The following is a 15,725-nucleotide window of genomic DNA, read 5'->3' on the forward strand; positions in this document are numbered from 1 at the left end:
GGCAGGGGCCGATCGGCCCCTGCCCGGGACCTGCGGCGGTCAGCGCAGCCGGCCGTTTGGATGAGGACGAGCGGCAGCTTGGCCCAGAACCTGCCGACGCCCCAGGACGGCGTGGATGAGGTGGTAGTCGGCCAACGGGTCCACGGACATGCTTGGCGAGCCGTCGGAGAGGCGCTGGACGGGCGGCCACTCGGCGGTCCACTTCAGCGCCGTCATCGCGCCGCCCGCGGGGGCGGCGAGCCGCCCTGCCGGACCGGTCAGGCGCCCGCCCAGCCTCGTTTTCCTTTCTCCGCGGGTGGACGGCTCATAGGCGCCGAAGATCGTTTCCCGCACACATCAAGATCGTTTCCCAGAGCCCAGGTGGGGCCTGCCTTCTGTTGGCGGTTCGGGCGCTGCCCACGGGCATTCGACGGGTCGCTGGGCTCATGAGCGGGCGGCTCGCGGGGTGACGATCTCCAGCACAATGTGGTCCGCGACTGATCCGAGTGGAACTCCACCGGGCGCCAGAGAGTAACGAGAAGAACCCGAGTGATTGCATTGGGTAGCTGTCGTGTCGGATTGCCTGGAGCGCAACGGCGCCTCCAGGCAACCGACTTCAGGCTCTAGAAGAACCCAAGCTTCTTCGGGCTGTACGAGACAAGAAGGTTCTTCGTCTGCTTGTGGTACATGCCTTGCATGTGGCTGACCTGTGGAAATAGCCTCTGCTGAAGCCGGTGGAGGGTTGCCGGCCCGGGAATGGTCCGGATCATGGTCGGGGGGCGATCCGGCTGATGTCCGTAGTCCGCTTGGGTAGGAGGCCCCAGTCCGGATCCTCCCACCGATTCCGGAGCGGTTCAGTGCATGATGTCGGCCTCCTGGTGCTGGCGCTGTCAGCGAGTTGCGCCATCCGCGCAGCGTGGTTCAACGCTGCCCCGGCGGGCGGGAGGCGAGCTGATACGGGCTTGCCGCGTGATGCCGTCAGCGCCTCGAACGACCGGCCCGGACGTCCGGTGGCGGCCCGCGCGAGAGCGGTCCGAGGGGCCGAGGCGCTGATGTGCGCGATACGCGAGTGGGTGCGACGGACGGGAGAAACCCGGCCGTGACGCCTGCGCGGGTCCGCGAGTTCCAGGAGCCCTCAGGGCCACGAATTCCTCAGCGGGCTTGTACAGCGTCCGTACCGCACCGGGAAAGCCGATATGCCCCTACAGTCCTTCACCCTGCCGACCCCCGCCTCACTGGAACCCCCAGCATCGGCACTGCGCCGGGAACGCCGGTCGTCCGGAGCGGCGAGATACCGCGTCCCGCTCCTCGCCATCGCCGCCGTACTCCCCCTGTACTGGGGGTGGGATGCCCTTCTTGCGACGGACGGCGGTGACCTCGCCGCGCAGTACGCGTGGGCGGGGTTCGTGGGCAGGCACCCGGTCACGCCGTACGGGCTCTTCTGGTTCGGCGGGGTCCACACCGTCAACTACAGCGTCATATCACCGCACTTGATGGCACTGATCGGTGTCCGTGCTGTCTCCGTGCTGGCCGGAGTCAGTGCCACCTGTCTGCTGGCCATGCTGCTGGAGCGCACCGTTCCCCGTGTGTCGCTGTGGCCCGGGCTGGTCGGAGCGCTGGGCCTCTGGTACAACGTCGTGCTCGGCCGCACCACGTTCGCCCTCGGTCTGGCCTTCGCTCTCGCCGGCCTGCTCGCCGTGGCCGACCGTACGCCCCGCCCGTCCCGGCTTGCCGCCGCCGCGTTCGGGGCGCTGTTCGCGACCATGGGCAGCCCGGTGGCCGGACTCTTCCTGCTGGTGGCGGGCGCTGGATATCTGGTCACCCGGCAGTACGGCAAGTGTCTCGCCCTGACTCTCCCACCCGTCGCCGTCGTCGGCTTGACGACCCTGCTGTTCCCCTTCGAGGGTGAACAGCCCATGGCCGCGGGCCGGATGATCCTGCCCGTGCTGTTGTCCGCCGCCGTGGTGTGGGCGTCCCCGCCCAAGTGGCGGGTGGTGCGGGCAGGCAGCGCCCTGTACGCCGCCGGGGTCGTCCTGACCTGGCTGGTCCCCTCACCGATCGGCAACAACGTGGAGCGCCTCGCCCTGCTCTTCGCCCCCGCGGTGTTGCTCGCGGCCGCGCTGCACCGCCGCTCCGGAGCCACCCGGAACGGCGTACGGCGAACTCATATGCGCGCGATGGCTCTGGTGACAGCTCTCTCCGTCTCCTATCTCTGTGTGACGTCGCTGATGCATCTGCGGAGCCCGGACCCCGTTCCGGGCTGGGTCACGCACACCGACGGAGTGCTCGCCGCGCTCGCCCGCCTGGGTGCGGACCGCGGCCGGGTCGAGTTGCCGACGGATCGCGACCATCGCGGGGCCACCCTCCTCGGCCCGCACGTCGAACTGATGCGGGGCTGGAATCAGCAGTTGGACGTGGAACGGGGACGCCTGTTCTACGAGGGCGACCTCGACGGGCCGCGTTACCACGCCTGGCTGCGCCACTGGGCGGTGGGCTACGTCGTGCTGCACGACGGCCCGTTCGATCGGTCCGCGGAGCGCGAGACCGCTCTGATCAAGGAGGGACAGCACTGGCTGGAGCTCGTCTGGCAGGACCGGTACTGGAAGATCTACCGCGTCCGCGACACTCTGCCGCTGGTCTCCGCCCCGGCCGAGTTGCAGCACGCGGGAGAGGCAGGGCTGACCCTGAGGATGCCTCGCGCCGGGACGAGCATCGTGCGGATCGCGTATTCGCCGTGGTTGCGGGCCGAGGGAGCGTGCGTCAGCGCGGACGGCCCGTGGACCCGGCTGACCGCGCCCCGGGCGGGCGTGTACCGACTGACCTCGGACTACGCCGCAGGGTCCGTCGACGATCCTGGCTGCCGGTCGGCAGGGTGAGGGAGGTCCGTCTCCGCCGGGGACGCGTTCCATGGACTCGGTGGTGCCTCGGCGGCGGCCGCCTCCGCGGCGCCCCACGGGAGCGACCCCGCGACCAGGCCGCCGCCGACGACGGCACCCCGGCCGCGGTGGTCGTCGCGATGAACGTGCGCCGGGACGCTGGCGAACGAGACTCGGCAGAGGGATCGGTGGGGGGAGCAACAGCTGACTGGTGAGTCCATGGCCGCGACAGCTGGGCCGTTGGCCCGTGCATGGTCCGAGTCTCGGGCCGACCGGGCCGAGAGGACGGCGCCGCTTCAACCCGATGTCCCCGCTCGGTCGCCGTTTCCGGGGTGCCCGCCCGGCCGGAGCATCTGGCTCGCGGCCAGCTCGCGGTAGAGGGCGCTGTCGGCCAGCAACTCCTCGTGGCGTCCGCCGGCGGCGGTGCGGCCGTCGTGCAGCACGACGATGTGGTCGGCGTGCTGCACGGTGGACAGGCGGTGCGCGATGACCAGCAGAGCGCACTCCTGGGCGACGTCCTTCATGACGGTGGTGAGGGCCGATTCATTGATCGCGTCGAGGTGGGAGGTGGGCTCGTCCAGCAGGAGCAGCGAGGGGCGGGCCAGCAACGCCCGGGCGATGGCGACGCGTTGGCGTTCGCCACCGGAGAGGGTGCTGCCGCGTTCGCCGATGACGGCGGCCAGGCCGCCGGGCAGCCGGTCGACGACTTCGTCGAGTCGGGCCAGTTCCATGACGCGCCTGATCTCCGCTTCCGTGGCGTCGGGCACCGCGTAGGCGATGTTGTCGCGCAGGGTCCCGCTGACGACGTGCGCGTTCTGGTCGACGACGGCTATGCGCCGGCGGCATGCGTCACGGGTGAGTTGGGCCGCGGGCAGCCCGTCGAAGAGCACGTGGCCCGCGTCCGGCTCATAGAACCTCGCGACCAGGGCGAACACCGTGCTCTTGCCGGCTCCGGACCGACCCACGAGGGCGACGTGCTGCCGGTGCGGGACGGCGAACGAAACGCCGCGGAGGACCGGCCGGTCCGGGGCGTAACCGAAGCGGACGTCGCGCAGGGCGAGGGCGGGCCGCTCGGGGGTGTCAGACGGCCCGGTCGGCGCGGGTGTGGGGACGGGGACCCTTTGGATCCGCGGTGCGGTGGGCTCGACGGGCAGCCGGAGCGCCTGGTCGATGCGCTGGTAGGCGCCCATCCCGCGTTGGATGAGGCCCACCGCGTGGAAGACGGAGGACAGCGGCAGGACGAGGTACGAGGCGTACAGCAGGAAGGCGACGAGGTCGCCGAGGGAGCCGGCGTGGCCGTTGACGCGCAGGCCGCCGACGACCAGGACGATGAGGAAGGAGCCCTGGACGGCGAGCTCGACAGCGGGGCTCATGACAGAGGCGAGCTTCGCGGTGCGTACCCCCGCGCCGTAGGCCGCCTCGACGCGTGCGCCGATGCCCGCAGCCTCGCGCTCCTCGGCGCAATGCACGCGGACCATCGGCAGGGCGCCGAGGGCGCGTTCAAGGTCGGCGGCGATGGCGCCGACCGAGTCCTGCATGTGTTCGGACGCGCCTCGGATGCCCGTGAGCAGCGAGGCGACGACCAGGGCCGCCGCGGCCACGGTGACGGCGACCATGAGCAGCAGCAGGGGGTCGAGCCACGCCATGAGGACGATCGCCCCTGCGGCGACAAGGCTTCCCGTCACCAGGTCGACGAGGGCCTGCGACACGACCTCCCTGAGCAAGGTGGTGTCGGCCGTCACCCGGGAGATGAGGTCGCCGCCCCGCTGGCGGTCGTACTCCCTCATCTCCAGCCGAAGCAGCCGCCCCACCAGCCCGTGCCGGACCTGCCGTACGACACGTTCGCCCATCCGTTCCAGAAGAAAGCGCCCCGCGGCTCCCGTCGCCGCTTCGGTGACGAACAGTGCGCCGAGGAGTGCCAGCAGTGGCCAGATGACCTGCCCGCGGCCACTCGCGTCCACGACGTGCTTGGCGATGAGCGGCTGGGCCAGTCCCAGGGCGGAGCCCACGAGGGTCAGTACGGTGGCGACGGCGATGGCGTTCCGGTGCCCGGCCGTGAGCCGGTACATCGTGGCCACCGCCGTCCGGGTGGACTTGTCCCCCTCGGCGACCCGGGCCGGGCCGCCGTTCGCGACCGTTGTGCCGGTCATCGGTCCGTCGGTCGTGGCAGCGGGGCGACGGCCACCAGCCGGGCGAAGTAGCCCTCCGGCACACCCTCGCCGACGGGACTGCCTTCCGCCTCGATCCAGGCGTGCGCGGTGAAGGGCGGGACGACGCGCACGCCGGTGCACCAGGTCGGCCACGTTCCGCCGACCCGGCACAGCAGTGCCGCCCCCAGAGAGCGCGGCAGGCACCCCTTCGGTCCGGCGCAGTGCAGGCTGGCGGCGCACATGGCGTCGCGCGCGTTCTGGGCGTGCCTGGTGGTGGCGGGTGCGGCACCGCGCCGCAGGATGCCGAGTACGGTGCGGATGCGCCGGGGCGGCAGGAGGGCGAGGGCGACGGCGGGGAGCAGGACGAGGCGGGCGGCCAGGCGTCGGGCCATGGGCACACCGGTGGGTCGTTCCAGCGCGCTGGGCGTCGTCATGAGGCGAGCCCCGAGTTCCGCAGCTGCCCCACGAGCGCCTCGACGTCCCGCAGGGCCTGCGCCTCGTCGATGTCGAACTCCCGGACCAGGGCGGCGGCCGCTTCCGACTCCTCTCCGCCGTCGATCAGCGTGCGTACGACCAGGGTGGCGGTCGGATTCAACTCCCAATAGGCGCCGACCCGTTCGTCCAGAAGCACCGTGCCGTAGTCGGTCTCGGCCGTGGAGACGTCGGCGCCGAACCGCAGAGGCATGTGAGGACCTTTCTGACGTAGGGACGTGATCAGAGGTGGGGGACACGGGTGTGGCTGCCGGAGATGCCCCGCAGCCACACCTCGGCGGCGATCGTGGAGTAGAGGATGGCGTCGGACAATCCCGGAGAGGCGGGCCGCCGGGCGAGGCGGCGGAGTTCGGCGGCGTCCACCAGACCCAGCTCCGCCAGCCGCGAGTCCTCCCACAGGGCCAGCAGGTCGGCGCGGTGTTCGCGAAGCCCGTTGGAGGCGTCCATGGAGGCCGTGGCCTTCGTGGACCGCCGCAGGCACGCCTCGGGCACGATCCCGCGCATCGCGGCGCCCAGGACGGGCTTGTACGTCCAGGGCGTGACACGCTCGCTCGGGCGTACGGCGAGACACGCCTCGATGACGCGGTCGTCGAGGAAGGGAGAGGCCATCGGCAGACCGGCGCGGGCCGCCATCCGGTCCCACTGGCGGATGACGCGGGTGCACGAGCGGATCTGCTCCAGGTCGCTGTGCATGCCACGGTCCGGATGCAGCGGCGAGATGCTCGCCGCGGCCGCGTGCAGTGCCCGGCGGGCCATGTATTCGGCCTCGGGAGTCACCCAGTCGAACAGGCGGGGGGCCATGCCCCAGCCGAGACCCGTCGCGACGGACGGGGGCAACGGGCCGCGCAGGTGGCCGGCGGCGTCGGCGAGCCACTTCCCGTACGACCGGGAGTCGGCGAGCGCGCGGGCCGTGCCGCCGAGCGGCCATTGCCACAGCGCCCGGAACCCGCGCAACTGCCGCACGGCGAACAGCGGTCGGGTGCGCAGCAGTCGGTGGTAGTAGGCCTCGGAGCACCATGCCACGTGGTCGCCGCCGATGCCGGTCAGGTGCAAACGGCTGCCGCGCGAGGCGAGGCCGGGCAGATGGTGCAGGACCCGGGATCGGTCCATGACGCCGATGGTCGGCTCGTCGAGGAGGTCGTCGATGCCGAGCAGGTCCTCGTAGACCAGCGGCGACGCGTCGGCGTCCCAGACCACGTGCTCGACGTCCGGGAGGTGCCCCATCGCCTGCTCGGCCCAGTGCAGGTCGGTGTCCGCCGGATCGCGTCCCGGCCAGGTACTGGCCACCACGCGGGCGGGGGAGCGGTCGGCGAGGAAGCAGACGGAGGTCGAGTCCAGGCCGCCGGACAGATCGCAGCTGACCACGCCGCCCTGCCGGGTACGGGCGTCAACGGCCTCCTCCAGTGCCCTGCGGATCAGAGGCGCCGCTTCGGCAAGCGGTCGGACCGGCTCCGGCGGCGTCCACCACCGGGTGTGCCGCGCGGTGCGCCCGTCCGCGGTGACGACCACGGCGTCCTGCGGAGGAACGGCGGTGACCGCACGCCAGAGGGACGTCTCGAACAGCGGATACGGGGCAGGCCACAGCAGCCTCACGGCCAGCTCCTCGACGTCGGGGTCGAGGCCCAGGACGGCGGCGAGCGTGTCGGCACGGGTGGCGGCCACCCGCAGGCCATCGATCTCCGCGTGGAAGACGAGTCGCAGTCCGGAGGCGGTGCCCTGGACCCTGATCTGTCCGTCGAGGGCGCCGACGAGGTGGAAACTGCCCGGAAGGGACCGGGCCAGCGCGTCGAGCTCCGCGAGATCACGCAACCGTGCGGCTCGGCGCCGCAGTTCGTCGGCGGTGATAGGGCAGCAGCCGACCACGGCGAGGGCGGCGCCGCCCGCGTTCCCCGTGACGACCTCGTCGTCGTGCCAGTGGCCGACCAGCCAGGGCCGGCCCGACGCATGCGTGAGGGTCCGGCTTCCGGGAAGGGCGAAGGAGCGGGCCGCGGCGGCCGCGTCCGCACGGTCGGTGAAGACCGCGAAGTGCGCGTCGCCGGGGCCCGTCCCCGCACTTTCGTGCAGTTCAGTCATGACGTCGGGTCAAGGACCGTCGGTCGTCAGTTCTTGCTCAGGATCAGCCGGTCGTTGCCGGAGCGTCCCAGGAGCCCGGTCTCCTTCCGGAAGCCGCCGAGCCGGACGAGCGTCGGCGCCTCGTATGCCTTCTTCATGACTACTCCTCACGTACGGGTTTCCCGACCACCTCTCTGAGCGACGGCCCCGGGACTGCCCGGTGTGCTGTCGGTCTGCCCAGGGCTCATCGGGAACCCGGGCCGGGAAGTGGACGCAGCACCTAGCTAGCTGCAGACCGTGAGTCCGGGGCAAGAGCGTTCACAAAGCTCAGTTAATGTGGAGAAATTCGCATTCCTCGGAGTGCGCGCCCGCTCCCTGTCATTTGTTTTTGCCACCGCATTGTTTCGAGCGTCGGGTATGCGCTTGTTCAAAGAAGCGTTTCGACCTGAGTCTCGGCAGATGCCTGCCGTTCCTCTCGGAGCGCGCCCGACGGCGGCCACGGGCAGCGCCGCCCGGCGCACTCTTCGCTCCTGGACGTGCGCCGCTTCCCGTCGCTCCATCGCCGGCGGCGAGTCCGGAGCGGGCCGGCGACATGCCGAGGGAGACGGGGAGGGAGGCCTCCAGGCGCTTGCCGCCGACCTCGAGGACGACCGTCTCACGGCCCGGCTCCTCGTCCGTCTCCGCGTCGACGGCGGCGGCGAAGGGCTTGATCTCGTCGACGAACTCGTTCTCGATCCAGCGCGGTGTGGACCGGTCCGCGGAAGGCCGCAGTCGTCCGTTACTTGTCGACCAGCGACATGTGGTGCTCGTTGTAACGGTCTCCCTGTACCCCGACCCGGCCGGCGAGTTCGTTGAGGTCCGCCAGTTCGTCGGGGGACAACGGCAGCTTGGTGGCGCCGGAGTTCTCGTCGATTCGCGCGATGTGTCGTGTGCCCGGAATCGGAACGATCCACGGGTGCTGTGCGAGCAGCCAGGCGAGTGCGACCTGCCCGGGTGTGGCGCTCTTGGTTTGCGCGAGGATGGTGATGTGTTCGACGAGAGCCTGGTTCGCCGCCCGGTTCTCGGCCGTGAATCGCTCCGCCTGTGCCGAGGCTGATCGCAAGGCGCTGCTCGCCGTGCACGGCCCGACGATGATCCTTTGCGCCGCCTCCGTCGTCGCCGCTCAGCTTGGTCGGCGCTATTTGGTGCGCGACTGATCCGGCGGGATCTCCCTTGGATGTCAGACGGTAACTCTAAGAATCCGATTGATTACAGTGGGTGCCTGCCATGTCGGGTTGCCTGGATCGCAACGATGCCTCCAGGCAACCGACTTCAGGCTCTAGAAGAACCCAAGCTTCTTCGGGCTGTACGAGACAAGAAGGTTCTTCGTCTGCTGGTAGTGCTCCAGCATCATCTTGTGCGTCTCGCGGCCGATGCCCGACTGCTTGTAGCCGCCGAAGGCGGCGTGCGCCGGGTACGCGTGGTAGCAGTTCGTCCAGACGCGACCCGCCTGGATCGCCCGGCCCGCGCGGTACGCCGTGTTGATGTCCCGCGTCCACACGCCCGCCCCGAGACCGTACAGCGTGTCGTTCGCGATCTTGATGGCGTCGTCGAAGTCGTCGAACGAGGCCACCGAGACCACCGGTCCGAAGATCTCCTCCTGGAAGACGCGCATACGGTTGTCGCCCTCGAATATCGTCGGGCGGACGTAGTAGCCCCCCTTCAGATCACCGTCGTACTCGGCGCGTTCGCCTCCGGTGAGGATCTTGGCGCCCTCCTCCCGGCCGATGTCGATGTACGAGAGGATCTTGGCGAGCTGGTCGCTGGACGCCTGGGCGCCGATCATCGTGTCGGTGTCCAGCGGATGGCCGGGTTTGATGAGTTCGGTACGGGCGACGGCCGCTTGGAGGAAGTCGCCGTAGTTGCCGCGCTGGATCAGCCCACGGGACGGGCAGGTGCACACCTCGCCCTGGTTCAGCGCGAACATGGTGAAGCCCTCGAGCGCCTTGTCCCGCAGGTCGTCGTCCTTGTCCCACACGTCGTCGAAGAAGATGTTCGGCGACTTGCCGCCCAGCTCCAGCGTGACGGGCTTGAGGTTCTGCGAGGCGTACTGCATGATCAGCCGCCCTGTCGACGTCTCGCCGGTGAAGGCGATCTTCGCGACGCGCGGGCTGGACGCGAGGGGCTTGCCCGCTTCCTCGCCGAAGCCGTTGACGATGTTCACCACACCCGGCGGCAGCAGATCGGCGACCAAGCTCATCCAGTAGTGCAGCGAGGCCGGGGTCTGTTCGGCGGGCTTGATGACCACCGTGTTGCCCGCGGCGAGGGCCGGCGCGAGCTTCCAGGTGGCCATCAGGATCGGGAAGTTCCACGGGATGATCTGTGCGATGACGCCGAGCGGCTCGTGGAAGTGGTACGCCACCGTGTCGTCGTCGACCTCGCTGAGCGAACCCTCCTGGGCCCGCACCGCGCCGGCGAAGTAGCGGAAGTGGTCGATGGCCAGCGGGATGTCCGCCGCCAAGGTCTCACGTACGGGTTTGCCGTTCTCCCAGCTCTCCGCGACCGCCAGGGGCTCCAGATGCGCCTCCATGCGGTCGGCGATCTTCAGCAGGATGTCGGAGCGTTCGGTCGCCGAGGTGCGGCCCCAGCCCGGCGCGGCCGCGTGCGCCGCGTCGAGCGCCCGTTCCACGTCCTCCTCCGTACCGCGCGCCACCTCGGTGAACGTCTCGCCGTTCACCGGGGACGGGTTGTCGAAGTACCGCCCCCGGGCCGGGGGCACGTATTCGCCGCCGATGTAGTGGTCGTAACGGGCCTGGTAGGAGACGATCGCGCCCTCGGTGCCGGGCGCCGCGTAACGGGTCATCCTGCTCTGCCTCCCTCAGCAGCGCTGCCCGCCGTTGGGCAGCTCTCCGCGGGAGGCTAGGCAGGCGGACGTTGCATCCACGTTGCGGTGCCCGCCGCCCGCCGGGACGCCGTGAAGGGCGGCACCGGCCGGCCGGCGTGACGGGCCTTGCCTGCCGGCGCCTCGACTGCGGACACCTCGCCCACACCTCGCCCACACCTCGCCCGGCCTACGGGTGCGGCCATCCGGCCGGCGCCGTCAGCTCCGACTCCAGGGACGCGAGGCGCGCCCGTATCGCGGCCGTGGGGCGGGCCGCCGCGAGCGCCCGCCACACGTCGAGGTCATCCTCGCCCCACGGCGCGTGCGCCCAGTCCGTCAGCAGATCGGGGTCGCCGCGGGCGATCAGCGCGGCGCGCAGACCCTCGGCGAGACGACGTCGGAGCCGTGCCACCGCCGGTGCCTGCGAGGACGGCAGCGGCGGCCCGGTGTAGGCCGTCGCGGCCGCCGTCACCGCGCCGGCCGCCAGCCTTCGTTCGACGACGGCTACGTCCGACTCGCATGCGACGGTGAGCCGGTAGGGGCGCGAGGCCAGCAGCCCGGGGCCGAGTATCCCGCGCAGCCGGGCGAGTTCGGCCCGCAGCGTCACCGGGGGGACCGACTCGTCCTCGTACAGCGCGCACAGCAGCTCGTCGCCCGTCAGGCCCTCGGGACGGCGGGCCAGCAGCACCAGGATCTCGCTGTGCCGACGGCTCAGCCTGAGGTCACGGCCGCCGGTGACCAGACGCGCCTCGTCGCGGCCCAGCACGGTCAGCCGCGGTGCGTCGGCGGCGGGCCGCTGCGGGGCGAGCAGCGCCAGATGGGCCTCGGCGGCCCGCGCGACCGCCTGCACGAAGCCCAGGCTGTGCGGATGCGCCAGGCCGTCCCCGCCCGTGATGTCCACGGCCCCCAGCACCCGTCCGGTCCGTGGATCGTGCACCGGGGCGGCGGCGCACGTCCATGGCTGCACCCGCCGGATGAAGTGCTCGGCCGCGAACACCTGCACCGGCCGGTCCAGGGCGACCGCGGTGCCCGGCGCGTTCGTCCCGACCGCGCTCTCCGCCCACCGCGCACCCGGCACGAAGTTCATCCGCCCCGCCTGCCGCCGGGTCGCCGCGTGCCCCTCGACCCACAACAGCCTGCCGTGCGCGTCGCACACCGCCAGCAGATGCTCACCGTCGGCCGCGAACGTGCCCATCAGCTCCCGGAACAACGGCATCACCCGCGCCAGCGGATGCTCGGCCCGGTAGGCGCCGAGATCGCCGTCGGTCAGCTCGACGCTCGCCGTGCCGTCGGGACCGACGCCGGCCCGCGCGGAACGCCGCCAGGAGTCGGCCACGACGGAGCGCACCGGCCGCGGCACGGTGCCCGCCTCGGTGAACGTCTCATGCGCCCGGCGCAGGACCCGCACCCGCTCGGCGGGGTCGGCACCCGGTTCGAGGGCCACCCAGGGATCGGTCAACTCGTCCTCCCGGAAGGCGATACGGCTGGGGACATCGTCACGCCGGGTACCCGGACCGACAACCGTTTGGACGACGCCACTCCGAAGGTGACGATCCGCCGGCGGTCCGGTTCGCGGTCCGGTTCGGGTCAGACGCGGCCGACGAGTCTCAGGTAGCGGCTCCAGTCCCAGTTCGGACCGGGATCCGTGTGATCGGTGCCCGGCACCTCGTAGTGGCCGATGATGTGCGCGCGGTCCTTCGGGATGCCGTACCGGTCGCAGACCGACGCCGTCAGCCGGGCGGACCTCTCGTAGAGGGCGTCGGTGAAGTAGGCGGGTCTGTCGACCCACCCTTCGTGTTCGATACCGATGCTGCGGGTGTTGTAGCCCCAGTTCCCCGAGTGCCAGGCGATGTCCGACTCGCGCACGCACTGCGCCACATGGCCGTCCACGGAGCGCACGACGTAGTGGGCGGACACCTTCTTGCGCGGGTTCTGAAAGACGGTCAGGGCTTTGGTGTAGAGGGTCTGCGTGACATGGATGACGACGCGGTCGACGGGATGGGTGAGGGGGCGGTTCGCGGCCGTGCGGTTGGTGGCGGTCGCGGGCTGCCACTCGGCGGTCGGGTAGTCGACGTTCCGAGGCCGGGCGCCCGCCTGGGCGTCGGACAGCAGCACGTACGGAACGGCGGCGAGGGCGGTGCCCTTCAGGATCCGTCGGCGTCCGGGGAGGGATGGCGCTCGTTCCACAGAGGTGCTGCCTTTCGGGGTCTGGGACGTCCGGCGGGCGGCACCGGAGCGCGTACGGGGCGGCGGTCGATCCGGTACGTGTCCGACTCGCCGAACCCGTGGTCCCGTACCGGCCGGACACTGCCGTCAGCACTCGGCGGCCGTGTCCCGCACGCATTACGCTACGGCGCCGGCGGGTCGGGCAGGAGGACACGCCGAGGTTCGGTGGACGAGCGCGCGACTGTGGACAACTCGCTCACCCGAACGGGGAGTTCCGCCCCCGATCCGATCGGCACCCGGCCGCTGTGCGGGCGGATGCCGGCCTGTCGCGCGCCGTGACCGGCGAGCCGATGTGGTGCCGGGCCGGGCGGCCGGGTCCAGGGCCCCGTCGGCTCAGGCCCGCTCCGCCACTGCCGCGGGATCGTCCAGCACGGCCCGGACCACCGAGTGCGCGGCCCCCAGCAACGGGCCCTCGGGACCCAGCCGGGAGACGGACACCGGGCGGGCGGGTCCTGCCGTACGCCGGGAGAGCTCGGTCTCGAGCGACGGCAGCAGCCACGGCGCGAGCCCGGCCAGGGCCCCACCGAGCACGACACCCTCCGGGTCCAGGAGATTGAGCGCCCCGGTGAGCGCGATACCGAGGGCCGTTCCCGCCTCGCGCAGCGCCCGCCGTACGTCGGGGTCGCCGTCCGCGGCGCGTCCCGCGAGAAGTCCGACGCGGTCCTCGCCCGGTTCCAGCCCGGCCGCCCGCAGTACCGCCTCCTCGCCGGCGTACTGCTCCAGACATCCGCGCCCGCCGCACCCGCACTCCGGTCCGTCGGGGTGCACCGGCACATGGCCCAGCTCACCGGCGAAGCCGCGGGTGCCGCGCAGCAGGCTGCCGTCCACGACCAGCGCGGCGCCGATGCCGATCTCCGCCGACACGTGCAGGAAGTCCCCCGGAGTGTCCGCGCCGAGCCAGAGTTCGGCCAGCCCGCCGAAGTTGGCCTCGTTGTCCACGGTCAGCGGGAACTCCCCGGGCAGCAACGCGCCGAGGTCCACGTCCTGCCAGTCGAGGTTGGGCGCGCGGACGACCGTACGGGCGTCGCGGGCGACCAGGCCGGGGACGGCCACGGCGAGTCCGGCCGGCCACAGCCCCTCGCGTTCGGCCTCGGCGACCACCCGGCGCACGAGGCCGGTCAGTTCCTCGACCACCGGCTCGGGGGAGCGGCCCCGGTTCGTGCCGTGCCGCACGGCGCGTGCCCGCACCTCGCCGCGCAGATCGACGGCGCAGGCCGCCAGGTGGTCGACGCCGATCTCGGCGCCTATGCCAGCCGGACCGCGCCCGCTGACCGCCAGCGCCGAACCGGGGCGGCCCACCCGGCCCGGCCGCTCGGGGCCCAGCTCCTCGAGCAGTCCGGTGCGTATGAGTTCGTCGACGAGGGTCGAGACCGCTGCCCGAGTCAGGCCGATGCGTGAGGCGACCGCCGCGCGCGAGAGCGGTCCCTCGGCGCTGACGGCGTGCATCACCCGGGCCAGGTTGCGGCGGCGCATGCCCTGCTGGGTGTCGGGCAGTGCGCGCCCCGGGCCGGTCGGCCGGGCCTCGTGCAGCGGTGCGGTCATGCCTCCGTCGATTCGTCGATGCTCAGTGGGCGTCCGTGCTCCGGTCCAGCAGCGGGGCCGCGTCGGAGAGTACCCCGGCGATCCTGGCGAGCGTCGCCTCGTCCCGCTCGACGGCGTCGAGTACCGGGCCCCGGGTGGTGTTCCAGCGGCGGGCGACGGCGGCCGGGTCCTCGCCGGTCAGCAGGCCCGCCGCCTGGGCCGCGGCCCCCAGCGCGACGAGTTCCTTGGCCTCGGGCACCTGGACCGGCCGCCCGGACAGCCGGCGCACGGTCTCCTGCCAGGCCGTGCCCCGGGCGCCGCCGCCGATCAGCAGCAGGGGAGCCGAGCGGTCCGCGTCCTCGTCGAGAACCAGGTCGAGCGCGCCCAGCAGGGAGTGCACGGCGCCGTCGTAGGCGGCCTGGAGCAGCTGGCCCGCGGTCGTGTCGTGGCGCAGGCCGTGCAGGAGGCCCGAGGCGTTCGGCAGGTTCGGGGTGCGTTCGCCGTCCAGGTAGGGCAGCAGCGTGAGGCCCGCGGCGGGTTCCACGGCCTCGCGGTCCAGGCCCAGCAGGGCGGCGACGCGGTCGACGGCGAGGGTGCAGTTCAGGGTGCAGGCCAGGGGCAGCCAGTCGCCGTGCGCGTCGGCGAAACCGGCCACGGTGCCGGTGGGGTCGGTGGGGCGGCGCTTGGCCACCGCGTACACCGTGCCCGACGTGCCGAGGCTCAGCACGGGCGTGCCGGGGCGCAGCCCGAGGCCCAGCGCCGCCGCGGCGTTGTCCCCGGTGCCCGGCGCGACCAGCGTCCCCTTGGCGAAGGGCAGGTCGTGACTGTCGCGTACGGTGCCCGCCACTTCCCCGGGCCGCACCACGCGGGGCAGCAGCGCCGGGTCGAGTCCCACGTGGGCGAGGATCTCCGCGTCGTACGACTCGGTCGCGGACGCCCACCAGCCGGTGCCGGAGGCGTCACCGCGGTCGGTGGTGCCCTCACCCGTGAGGCGCTCGGTGAGGTAGTCGTGGGGGAGGCGTACGGCCTTCGTGGCGCGCAGGGCCTCCGGCTCGTGCTCCGCCAGCCAGGCCCACTTCGTGACCGTGAAGGACGCGGCCGGGACGGACCCGGTGCGCTGCGCCCAGAACTTCGCTCCGCCCAGTTCCTCGGTCAGCCGGCGGGCCTGCGGGGCCGAGCGTACGTCGTTCCACAGCAGCGCCGGACGCACCGGCTCACCGCGCTCGTCCAGCGTGACGAGGCCGTGCTGCTGCCCGCCGACCGACACAGCGGCGGCCTCGCGGGCCGCGTCACCGCACTGGTGCAGGGCCTCGCGCAGGGCGTCCCACCACTGGCGGGGGTCGCTCTCGCGGCCGGCGCCCGAGGTCACCGTGTGCGGCGCCTGGCCGCTCGCGACGACCTGGCCGGTGGCCGCGTCGACGACCAGCGCCTTGGTGGACTGGGTGGACGTGTCCACGCCGACGACGAGCGGACCCTCGGCTGCTGACATCGGGTTCTCCCTCAAGTTTTTCCGCGGCTCTGCGGGATCTGTCTTCCCAGAGATGCGTCCGCATACTAATTTGTAAACTG

13 protein-coding genes and 1 pseudogene are annotated in these 15,725 nt (G+C 72.0%); 1 reads left to right on the forward strand and 13 read right to left on the reverse strand.

Features of this window, described 5'->3' with window-relative positions:
• Positions 1 to 39: 39 nt before the first annotated feature.
• Positions 40 to 333, reverse strand: coding sequence for a hypothetical protein (locus tag ACFVYS_RS37260; protein WP_389509414.1), 294 nt, complete (start codon positions 331 to 333; stop codon positions 40 to 42).
• An 842-nt stretch (positions 334 to 1,175) separates the two neighbouring features.
• Between ACFVYS_RS37260 and ACFVYS_RS37265 the strand changes: the two genes are divergently transcribed.
• On the forward strand, positions 1,176 to 2,855 hold the full coding sequence (locus ACFVYS_RS37265) for a hypothetical protein (protein ID WP_389509416.1): 1,680 nt from the start codon (positions 1,176 to 1,178) through the stop codon (positions 2,853 to 2,855).
• Between the two features lie 296 nt (positions 2,856 to 3,151).
• Here ACFVYS_RS37265 and ACFVYS_RS37270 read toward each other — a convergent pair whose 3' ends face one another.
• The 12 genes and pseudogenes from ACFVYS_RS37270 to xylB form a co-directional block, all read right to left on the reverse strand.
• A complete protein-coding gene (locus ACFVYS_RS37270; RefSeq protein WP_389509417.1) occupies positions 3,152 to 5,005 on the reverse strand; it encodes an ABC transporter ATP-binding protein in 1,854 nt (617 codons plus the stop codon).
• Positions 5,002 to 5,439 (reverse strand): lasso peptide biosynthesis B2 protein, encoded by a 438-nt coding sequence (locus ACFVYS_RS37275; RefSeq protein WP_389509419.1) that lies wholly within the window; start codon positions 5,437 to 5,439, stop codon positions 5,002 to 5,004. Before ACFVYS_RS37275 ends, ACFVYS_RS37270 begins: the two co-directional genes overlap by 4 nt.
• Positions 5,436 to 5,690: a lasso peptide biosynthesis PqqD family chaperone gene (locus ACFVYS_RS37280; RefSeq protein WP_389509421.1), complete on the reverse strand. Its 255-nt coding sequence runs from the start codon at positions 5,688 to 5,690 to the stop codon at positions 5,436 to 5,438. Before ACFVYS_RS37280 ends, ACFVYS_RS37275 begins: the two co-directional genes overlap by 4 nt.
• Positions 5,691 to 5,719: 29 nt before the next feature.
• Complete coding sequence (locus ACFVYS_RS37285) at positions 5,720 to 7,570, reverse strand: lasso peptide isopeptide bond-forming cyclase (protein WP_389509423.1); 1,851 nt, start codon at positions 7,568 to 7,570, stop codon at positions 5,720 to 5,722.
• Positions 7,571 to 7,596: 26 nt separating this feature from the next.
• Positions 7,597 to 7,707: a keywimysin-related RiPP gene (locus ACFVYS_RS37290; RefSeq protein ID WP_389509424.1), complete on the reverse strand. Its 111-nt coding sequence runs from the start codon at positions 7,705 to 7,707 to the stop codon at positions 7,597 to 7,599.
• Positions 7,708 to 8,059: 352 nt separating this feature from the next.
• Positions 8,060 to 8,290: pseudogene (locus ACFVYS_RS37295) on the reverse strand (acetyl-CoA carboxylase subunit alpha / propionyl-CoA carboxylase subunit alpha); the annotation flags it as partial.
• Between the two features lie 37 nt (positions 8,291 to 8,327).
• Positions 8,328 to 8,651, reverse strand: coding sequence for an aldo/keto reductase (locus tag ACFVYS_RS37300; protein WP_389509426.1), 324 nt, complete (start codon positions 8,649 to 8,651; stop codon positions 8,328 to 8,330).
• Positions 8,652 to 8,867: 216 nt separating this feature from the next.
• Positions 8,868 to 10,391, reverse strand: coding sequence for an aldehyde dehydrogenase family protein (locus ACFVYS_RS37305; RefSeq protein WP_389509427.1), 1,524 nt, complete (start codon positions 10,389 to 10,391; stop codon positions 8,868 to 8,870).
• Positions 10,392 to 10,599: 208 nt separating this feature from the next.
• Positions 10,600 to 11,868: a GAF domain-containing protein gene (locus ACFVYS_RS37310; RefSeq protein WP_389509429.1), complete on the reverse strand. Its 1,269-nt coding sequence runs from the start codon at positions 11,866 to 11,868 to the stop codon at positions 10,600 to 10,602.
• 128 nt (positions 11,869 to 11,996) lie between these two features.
• Complete coding sequence (locus ACFVYS_RS37315) at positions 11,997 to 12,596, reverse strand: N-acetylmuramoyl-L-alanine amidase (protein WP_389509431.1); 600 nt, start codon at positions 12,594 to 12,596, stop codon at positions 11,997 to 11,999.
• Between the two features lie 372 nt (positions 12,597 to 12,968).
• Entirely contained in the window at positions 12,969 to 14,177 is a 1,209-nt protein-coding gene (locus ACFVYS_RS37320) for an ROK family protein (RefSeq protein ID WP_389509433.1), read from the reverse strand.
• A gap of 22 nt (positions 14,178 to 14,199) precedes the next feature.
• Positions 14,200 to 15,645 (reverse strand): xylulokinase, encoded by a 1,446-nt coding sequence (gene xylB / locus ACFVYS_RS37325; RefSeq protein WP_389509435.1) that lies wholly within the window; start codon positions 15,643 to 15,645, stop codon positions 14,200 to 14,202.
• Between the last annotated feature and the right edge of the window lie 80 nt (positions 15,646 to 15,725).

This window comes from Streptomyces sp. NPDC058295 (genome assembly GCF_042880655.1).
GTDB classification, from domain to species: domain Bacteria; phylum Actinomycetota; class Actinomycetes; order Streptomycetales; family Streptomycetaceae; genus Streptomyces; species Streptomyces coriariae.